At 48.6% G+C, this 8,229-nt stretch carries 7 protein-coding genes; all 7 read left to right on the top strand.

Features of this window, described 5'->3' with window-relative positions; translation table 11 throughout:
- Positions 1-374: 374 nt before the first annotated feature.
- The 7 genes from ACXLDX_RS02410 to ACXLDX_RS02380 all read left to right on the top strand — a co-directional run bounded on the left by ACXLDX_RS02410 (position 375) and on the right by ACXLDX_RS02380 (position 8,221).
- Positions 375-917 (top strand): helix-turn-helix domain-containing protein, encoded by a 543-nt coding sequence (locus ACXLDX_RS02410; protein WP_457575597.1) that lies wholly within the window; start codon positions 375-377, stop codon positions 915-917.
- Between the two features lie 151 nt (positions 918-1,068).
- Positions 1,069-2,505 carry a thiolase domain-containing protein gene (locus ACXLDX_RS02405; protein WP_457575596.1) on the top strand — a complete coding sequence of 479 codons (1,437 nt, stop codon included), beginning with the start codon at positions 1,069-1,071 and terminating at the stop codon, positions 2,503-2,505.
- A gap of 65 nt (positions 2,506-2,570) precedes the next feature.
- Positions 2,571-3,161, top strand: a complete 591-nt coding sequence (locus tag ACXLDX_RS02400; RefSeq protein WP_457575595.1) for a Zn-ribbon domain-containing OB-fold protein — start codon at positions 2,571-2,573, stop codon at positions 3,159-3,161.
- Between the two features lies 1 nt (position 3,162).
- Entirely contained in the window at positions 3,163-3,297 is a 135-nt protein-coding gene (locus ACXLDX_RS02395) for a hypothetical protein (protein ID WP_457575594.1), read from the top strand.
- A 61-nt stretch (positions 3,298-3,358) separates the two neighbouring features.
- Positions 3,359-5,308, top strand: a complete 1,950-nt coding sequence (locus tag ACXLDX_RS02390) for an acetoacetate--CoA ligase (RefSeq protein ID WP_457575593.1) — start codon at positions 3,359-3,361, stop codon at positions 5,306-5,308.
- Between the two features lie 12 nt (positions 5,309-5,320).
- Positions 5,321-6,487, top strand: coding sequence for an isovaleryl-CoA dehydrogenase (locus ACXLDX_RS02385; RefSeq protein ID WP_457575592.1), 1,167 nt, complete (start codon positions 5,321-5,323; stop codon positions 6,485-6,487).
- A gap of 48 nt (positions 6,488-6,535) precedes the next feature.
- Complete coding sequence (locus ACXLDX_RS02380) at positions 6,536-8,221, top strand: AMP-binding protein (RefSeq protein ID WP_457575591.1); 1,686 nt, start codon at positions 6,536-6,538, stop codon at positions 8,219-8,221.
- Positions 8,222-8,229 lie beyond the last annotated feature (8 nt).

Genomic DNA, 8,229 nt, shown 5'->3' with positions numbered 1-8,229 from the left:
TTTCTGGACAGACACTGACTTAAGGACAAGATGGCTCATCGCTTAAGTTAACGATATTGACTGTTCGGCTGTATTTTCCCGGTCAGAAAAAGATCAGGTTGTGTCCAGGGGCATTGAAGATGATAGGAAAATTCGGGCCTGCTGTAAAGATTACTGTTGACTCTTTATTAATATTTGATATAGGTTAAGATTTAACATATACAAAATATTAATTGAATGATGCGTCTGTCATCATTTTCAGATAAACCGGCACGGTCGGACTCTATGGCCCGGCCATTTATGCCCGGCGGGTACAAAAAGCCTGTGCAGATCCCGACTGAGACGGCACCGCCTTCAGTCGCGGATTTTCAGATAATAATAGCCAACAGCATTGCATGAATATCGGTACGTTAATCAGGAAATGTCGGAAAGACCGAAAACTGACCTTGAAAAAAGTTGCTGAAAAGGCATTGATTTCAGAAGGTTTTTTGAGCCAGGTGGAGAATGATGTCAGTTCACCGTCGGTAGATACTCTTATCCGTATCTGTCAGGCAATCGGTGTCAATCCGGGAGATATTATTTCCCAGGTGAGTGAACAGCAGAATGTTGTACTGATAAAAAAATCTGAATGGGATGATATTGATCTGTCCCATACCGGTTTTGTAACCCGCAGGTTTTTTCCGCCGGAATACAGGTCGGTGATCGATTCATCCGTGTTGGTGATAGAGCCGGGTAAATCATTACCGGCAAGGAAAAATATAAAGAACAGTCAGGAGGTACTCTGTGTGCTGAAAGGTTCCATTGATTTTATGTTTTGCGGTGAAATTCTCCATATGGTTGAGGGAGATGCCGTGCACTTCTGGTCCAAACCGGAAAGTCAGAAGATAACCAATAATAGCAGCAAGAGAAGCTTTGTACTCTGGGTTGGAACACTTTAATACAAAGATTACAAAGAATACAAAGCATGGCTGGGCTGCAGGTTCAGTCATTTATGCCATTGGGGTACAATACACAATGAAAGTTTGAACTGAGCCGGAAAATACCCGAGGCACTGCAGACTTTCATAATCATTTTAAAGGGGATGAAAGTATGATTACATTCAGCGAACAACAGTTAAAAATCCCGAAACTGCAGAGACCCGTATACCTGGTGACTGCAGGTCAATCTAAATTCGACCGTGCTTTTCCGGATAAAAGAACGGAAGAGCTGTGTGTCGACGCTTTTGTCATGGCATCCAACCTGCTTGATATGTCTGCGGCAGAGCTGAAAACCTATATCCACAGTTGCTATTATGGCCATTTTGCTGATCATTTTGGAGATCAGCTGCTTGGGGAATCGGTTATTCATGACCGCCTCGGTCTGGATCCTCTCGGCAATGTCGGCGTCAAGACCGGTGGAGCAACCGGTGGATCAACGATATGGGAAGGTTTGAAAGCGGTTGCTTCCGGCTATTCAGACTGTGTCCTTGTCATGGGTTGGGAACGGATGGATGAGGTTCCCACCGATGAGGGGAATTTCCTGATATCCTGTGCGGCAGATAAGGACTGGGAATCTCCTCTGGGTCATATTTATACAGGATATTACGCGGTTATGGCCCAGCGGTACTGGCAGATATTTGGTAAGTCGGAGGAATCTTTCAGAAAAACTCTGGCTGAAATTGCCGTAAAGCATCATGGTTATGCCCGATTCAATCCCTACGCCCAGTCACCCATGGATATCACCGTGGATGATGTTCTTAATTCACCGGTTGTTGCCTATCCTCTTCGGGCTCTTGACTGCTGTCTCATGAGTGTGGGTGCCGCCTGCACCATTCTCTGTGATGAAGACACTGCGATGAAACTGACGGCCAATTCAAAGAATAAACCGCTCAGGATCTGGTGTGCTGCCGGTTCCCATACCCTCCGTCCCGCTGACAGGCGTGATATGGATATTCCACTTCTGCCCAATGAAACAGCCGATCAGTACAAAGATCTGGGTGAACGTTTTCCGGGAGGGGACAGGTATCCCGGTTTTACCGGATTTCTTGCCGCCCGTATTGCGGCATACTATGGTTATGGTATGGCTGGTATCACTGATCCAACCGAAGATCTTGATGTGGTTGAACTCCACGATGCTTTCACCATAAGCGATGTGCAGACTTACGAGGATATCGGTATTCGCCCCTACGGTGAAGGAAGAGATTATGTGGAATCAGGAGACTGCTACCATGTCAATCCCCATACCGGAGAACCCGGGAAACTGCCGTCCAACCTCTCTGGTGGACTGATCGGCTGCATGCATGCCGTTGGCGCAACCGGTATCATGCAGACATTTGAAATTGCCTCTCAGCTTTGGAACAGGTGGGAAGAGCTCCATGGCGACGAACAGGTCTGGAAAGCGTTTGACAGGGAAAAGCCGGAAGACTGGACAAATCTGCAGGTCAAAGGTGCCAGAAGAGGAATGGCTATCAGTCATGCCGGTGTCGGATCCCATGTTACTTCAACTATTCTCATGGATCCGGATCATCTGCTGAAAAAGGACGTGTAAAGGGCCAAAATAAAAATGTTGAATCGGTGGAGCTGCTGCCGATTTCAAAATAATGGAGAATCACCATGAGTATGTTCGGGCAGGTATTTGTAAAAAATAATCAGTATAAACTCAAAGGGAACTTCCATCATCTGACTCCTAATATGCCTATCAGGGATGCTGATGATAACTGGAAGCTGCTCGGGGTAACCAATCCGCGGGACATGACTTATATTCATTCCTACGGCGGAGAGGCAGTTTTCTTTGAGTCTCTCGGCAAGGGAAAACTGCTGGCAACCCGGTGTGACAATGATGACTGTGATGGCAAGGGGTCTGTCTATATTCCGTTTCGCATCCACTGTCCCGATTGTCTGGCCAAAATGAGTATTGTCGACCTGACTGATATCGCCAAGAAAACGGCCAGGGTCCATACCTTTATGGAATGTGCGAGATCTGGAGCCTTTAATCTTCTGGATAAGCCGATTCGTTTTATAAATATTGAGTTTGACGGAGTCACCACGATCCTGATGAGTTATCTGAGTGTCGGTGAGCCTGCGATAGGGATGAAAGTTGTGCCGATATTCAAAACGACCGGTCCCACTTACACCATTCTTGATCTGGCCTGGGTGGCGGACGGAACGAGAGCGGAAGAACTGCCGGAGGGGTTTTCCTTCTGAGATGATCTGCAGAAAAACCGGAATGGCCGGACTCTATGGCCGGGCCATTTATGCCCAGTGGGTACAAAAAGGTAATGAAAATCCCGACTGCGGCAATCTGACCCGCGGCCGCGTATTTTCAGAAAAACAGTCCTGAATCCGCTGAAACAAAATCTGTTGCGGATTCAGGACAGGGTAATGTGATCAAGGAGTTTGTCATGGCGAAATTATTATGGGAACCATCGGAACAGCGGATAAAGAGTTCCAATATGTATCGGTTCATGCAGACTGTTAACGGGAAATTCGGGACGGATTTTGCCGACTATGACGCTCTCTACCAGTGGTCTGTGAACAATCTGGAACAGTTCTGGGCCGAGTTCTGGGATTTTGCAGAGGTCCGTTTTTCTGAGCCGTACAGTGAGGTTATAGATGATCCAGACAAAATGGAGGGGGTAAGATGGTTTTCCGGAGCCCGGCTGAATTTCGCGGAGAATCTTCTCCGATACCGGGACGATAAAACTGCACTTGTTTTCAGGGGAGAGGACAGGGTCAGGAGAACATTGACTTATAATGAACTCTACAAGCAGGTGGCTGGAGTTGCCGCCGCATTGAAAAATGCGGGTGTGACCGCAGGTGACAGGGTTGTGGGGTTTGTTCCCAATATGGCGGAATCGATTATCGCTATGCTGGCGGCGACAAGTCTAGGGGCAATCTGGTCCTCCTGTTCTCCGGATTTCGGCATCAAGGGGATACTTGACAGGTTCGGGCAGACGCAACCGAAAGTTCTTTTCACGGCTGATGGTTATTTTTTCAAGGGGAAACCTATCGACAGTCTTGCCCGGGCTGGAGAAATTATGGAGAAAATTCCGTCCATTGAAAAACTGGTTGTTGTGCCGTATGTCAGTGATCATCCCGATCTGACCCCACTTCCCGCGGCCATTCTTTTTGAAGAGTTTATTGAGAAAGATGTTGAAGAGATAGAATTTGTCCAGCTGCCTTTTGATCATCCCCTCTACATCATGTACTCATCCGGAACTACCGGGCTGCCGAAATGCATGGTGCAGAGTGCGGGCGGTGTTCTTGTCCATCATCTCAAGGAGCTGATGCTGCACACGGATCTGAAGAGAGAGGATACCATTTTTTATTTTACCACCTGCGGCTGGATGATGTGGAACTGGCTGACAAGTTCTCTGGCAGTGGGAGCGACTCTGGTGCTTTACGACGGCAATCCTTTTTATCCCGGTCCGGAAATGCTGTGGCAGATGGCCCAGGATGAGAAGATCACCGTTTTCGGCACCAGTGCCGGTTATATTGCAGCACTGAAAAACACTGGAATCAGGCCGGGAAAGGATTTTGATCTTGAAGCTGTGAAAGCCCTGCTGTCAACCGGATCGCCACTTTCGGAAGAGGATTTTGAATTTATCTATGGTGAAGTGAAGTCAGATCTGCAGCTGGCTTCCATTTCCGGCGGGTCGGATCTTAACGGTTGCTTTGCCCTGGGTAATCCCATGGGGCCTGTGTACAGTGGTGAGCTGCAGTGCCGGGGGCTTGCCATGAAGGTCTTTGCCTATGATGAATCCGGGAATCCGGTCATCGGCAGGCAGGGTGAGCTTGTCTGTACAGCGCCTTTTCCGTCAATGCCCATCTATTTCTGGGATGATGAAGACGGTAGCAAATATCATTCTGCCTATTTCGATGAATATCCCGGTGTCTGGACCCATGGGGATTTTATTGAAGTCACCGAGCGGGGCGGTGTTATTATGTACGGCCGTTCTGATGCCACGTTGAATCCGGGAGGAGTGAGGATAGGCACGGCTGAAATCTACCGTATTCTCGAAAGAATGGAAGGTATTGAGGACAGCGTGGTGGTCGGTCAGGAATGGCAGAATGATATCCGTGTCATCCTTTTTGTAAAAATGGAGTCGGGGTATGAATTGAGTGATGAGCTGGAAAAAGAAATCAGAAAGAATATCCGTATCAACGCTTCCCCGAGACATGTTCCCGCGAAGATTATTGAGGCACCGGATATTCCCTATACCCTGAACATGAAAAAAGTTGAACTGGCGGTCAAAAAAGTGATTCATGGCCGTGAAGTGAAGAATAAGGATGCCTTAAAAAATCCGGAGGCCCTCGATTTTTTTGAGAATGTTGAAGAATTGAAATCATAACCGGGAGGTTCCATGAGATCGTATCCCCTTTTGAATTTTGGTCTGGGAGAGACTGCAAATCTGTTGCGGGAAACCGTGCATGATTTTGTCAGCGAAGAGATTGCTCCTTTGGCGGAGGAAATTGACCGAAATGATGTGTTTCCTCCTGAGCTCTGGCAGAAAATGGGCGCCCTCGGGCTTCTCGGTATCACCGTTTCCGAGGACTATGGAGGGGCCGGAATGGGCTACCTCGAACATGTTATCGCCATGGAAGAGATAAGCAGGGGCTCCGCTTCTGTCGGTCTGGCCTATGGTGCTCATTCAAACCTCTGTATCAATCAGATCAAAATAAACGGTACAGAGGAACAGAAGAAAAAATACCTTCCCGACCTGATCAGCGGTAAGCATATCGGCGCACTGGCCATGAGTGAAGCCGAAGCCGGGTCCGATGTTGTTTCCATGCGCCTGCGTGCTACGGAAGATGGTGACGGTTATCTGCTGAACGGGTCCAAAATGTGGATCACAAACGGTCCCCATGCCAATGTCCTTGTCGTGTACGCCAAAACGGCTCCGGAGAGACAGCACAAGGGGATTACCGCATTTCTGGTGGAAAAAACTTTCCCGGGTTTTTCCACCAGTCCCAAGTTGGATAAGCTTGGTATGCGTGGATCCCCCACCTGTGAACTGGTTTTTGAAAACTGTCGGGTTCCAAAAGAGAATATTCTCGGTAAGCTCAACCAGGGTGTTCAGGTCCTGATGAGTGGGCTGAACTACGAACGTCTTGTCCTGTCCGGTGGGCCCCTGGGTATTATGAACGGGTGCATGGATGTGGTGCTGCCCTATATTCATACCCGGAAACAGTTTGGTCGTGCCATTGGGGAATTTGAACTGATGCAGGGTAAGCTGGCGGACATGTATGCCACCTGGAACGCCTGCAAATCCTATGTGTATATGGTAGCCAGGGCGGCTGATCAGGGCTCGAATATCCGCAAGGATGCCGCTGCGGTAATCCTGTTTACTGCTGAAAAAGCCACCTGGATGGCCCTGGAGGCCATCCAGTGTCTCGGTGGGAACGGATATATCAACGAATTTCCAACCGGTCGTCTGCTGCGTGACGCCAAACTGTACGAAATCGGGGCCGGAACCAGCGAAATTCGCAGAATGCTCATCGGCAGGGAACTGTTCAGGGATACTGAATAAAACCTGGTGGACTATTTCGAAAACACACATAAAACCAGAGGAGTAAATATGCAGAAGCCGGTATATGAAGTGGGCAGTACAACTCTTGGTCAGCTTGTTGACCTCGTGGCTGATCAGTTTGCTGAAAAAAAGGCCGTTGAATATTATGAATACGGCATAAGCCACTCCTGGGAGCAGTTCAGAGACGTGTGCAATGATGTGGCAAAAGGTTTTATGGCTCTTGGAGTGGAAAAGGGAGAGAAGGTGGCGATATGGGCCAACAATGTTCCTGAATGGCTTTATTCACAGTTTGGAACGGGGAAAATGGGGGCTGTACTGGTGACAGTCAACACCAGTTACCGCAGCTTTGAGCTGGAATACCTGATGTCACAGTCCGATGCGACAACCCTGGTTTTTATTGGAGGTGTCCGCGAATCTGATGAATATCTGAAAATTATCAGGGAAGTCTGTCCTGAGCTGGATGAGTGTGAACCGGGAAAGCTTGAGTGTAAAAAACTGCCCCTGTTAAAAAATGTTGTTTACATTGGGCCGGAAGAAGACCGTATGAAGGGCATGTTTGGCTGGGATGAAATAATCGCAATGGGCGGAAAGGTTTCCGATGAAGATCTGCAGCAGCGTCAGCATTCTCTGTCTCCAGATGATGTCATTAATATGCAGTACACCTCCGGCACTACCGGTTTTCCTAAAGGGGTTATGCTGACCCACACCAATATTATCGGCAATGCAAAGAGTATCGGTGAATGCATGAACCTGTCAAGTGCGGACAATCTGTGCATCCCTGTTCCGTTTTTCCACTGTTTCGGGTGTGTGCTGGGAACGCTCACCTGCGTCGTTTCTGCGGCGACCATGTCGCCTGTGACCCAGTTTGTTACCGACAAGGTTCTGGAGACGGTTCAGGCCAATAAATGTACGGCTCTTCATGGTGTCCCCACCATGTTCATTGCAGAACTTGAGGAAATGGAAAAGAAAAACTATGACACATCCAGCCTTCGCACGGGGATAATGGCAGGTTCGCCATGTCCCATTGAGGTGATGAAAAGGGTTGTGGGCAAAATGGGTGCAGCCGAGATGACAATTGCCTATGGTCAGACAGAAGCGTCTCCTGTTATAACCCAGACTCGACCGGAAGACAGTCTGGAGCTGAGGGTCAGCACTGTAGGTCGGGCCCTGCCCAATATCGAGGTGAAAATCGCGGATATTGTCACCGGGGAAGAGGTGGCCCGGGGAACTCAGGGAGAACTGTGTACCCGGGGATATCATGTAATGAAAGGGTATTACAAGATGGACGAGGCAACTGCGGCCGCCATCGACGGGGAAGGCTGGCTGCATACGGGCGATCTAGCCGTCATGGATGAAAACGGGTACTGCAAGATTACCGGTCGGATGAAAGATATGATTATCAGGGGCGGTGAAAATATTTATCCGCGGGAAATTGAAGAATTTCTTTATACTCATCCAAAAATCCTCGATGTTCAGGTTGTCGGTATTCCCAGTGAAAAGTATGGGGAGGAGGTTGCCGCTTTTATTATTCTCAGGGAAGGTGAAACCGCGGAAAGTGAAGAGTTCAGACAGTTCTGCACTGATAAAATTGCCTTTCACAAGATTCCGGAATTCTTTTTCGTTGTTGATGAATATCCGGCGACTGCCTCCGGAAAAATTCAGAAATATAAGCTGCGGGAACAGGGGACCTGTCTCCTGGGTCGTCAGGACGCGGCTGACATTGCCACGGCGTGACACGTTTT

The organism is Desulfomarina sp. (genome assembly GCF_054039375.1).
Note: the sequence above shows the minus strand (reverse complement) of the source record. Positions and strands in the feature narration are given on the sequence as shown.

Coding starts and splice junctions, on each gene's coding strand:
- ACXLDX_RS02410 (WP_457575597.1), top strand. CDS start 375: ATGAATATCGGTACGTTAATCAGGAAATGTCGGAAAGACCGAAAACTG.
- ACXLDX_RS02405 (WP_457575596.1), top strand. CDS start 1,069: ATGATTACATTCAGCGAACAACAGTTAAAAATCCCGAAACTGCAGAGA.
- ACXLDX_RS02400 (WP_457575595.1), top strand. CDS start 2,571: ATGAGTATGTTCGGGCAGGTATTTGTAAAAAATAATCAGTATAAACTC.
- ACXLDX_RS02395 (WP_457575594.1), top strand. CDS start 3,163: ATGATCTGCAGAAAAACCGGAATGGCCGGACTCTATGGCCGGGCCATT.
- ACXLDX_RS02390 (WP_457575593.1), top strand. CDS start 3,359: ATGGCGAAATTATTATGGGAACCATCGGAACAGCGGATAAAGAGTTCC.
- ACXLDX_RS02385 (WP_457575592.1), top strand. CDS start 5,321: ATGAGATCGTATCCCCTTTTGAATTTTGGTCTGGGAGAGACTGCAAAT.
- ACXLDX_RS02380 (WP_457575591.1), top strand. CDS start 6,536: ATGCAGAAGCCGGTATATGAAGTGGGCAGTACAACTCTTGGTCAGCTT.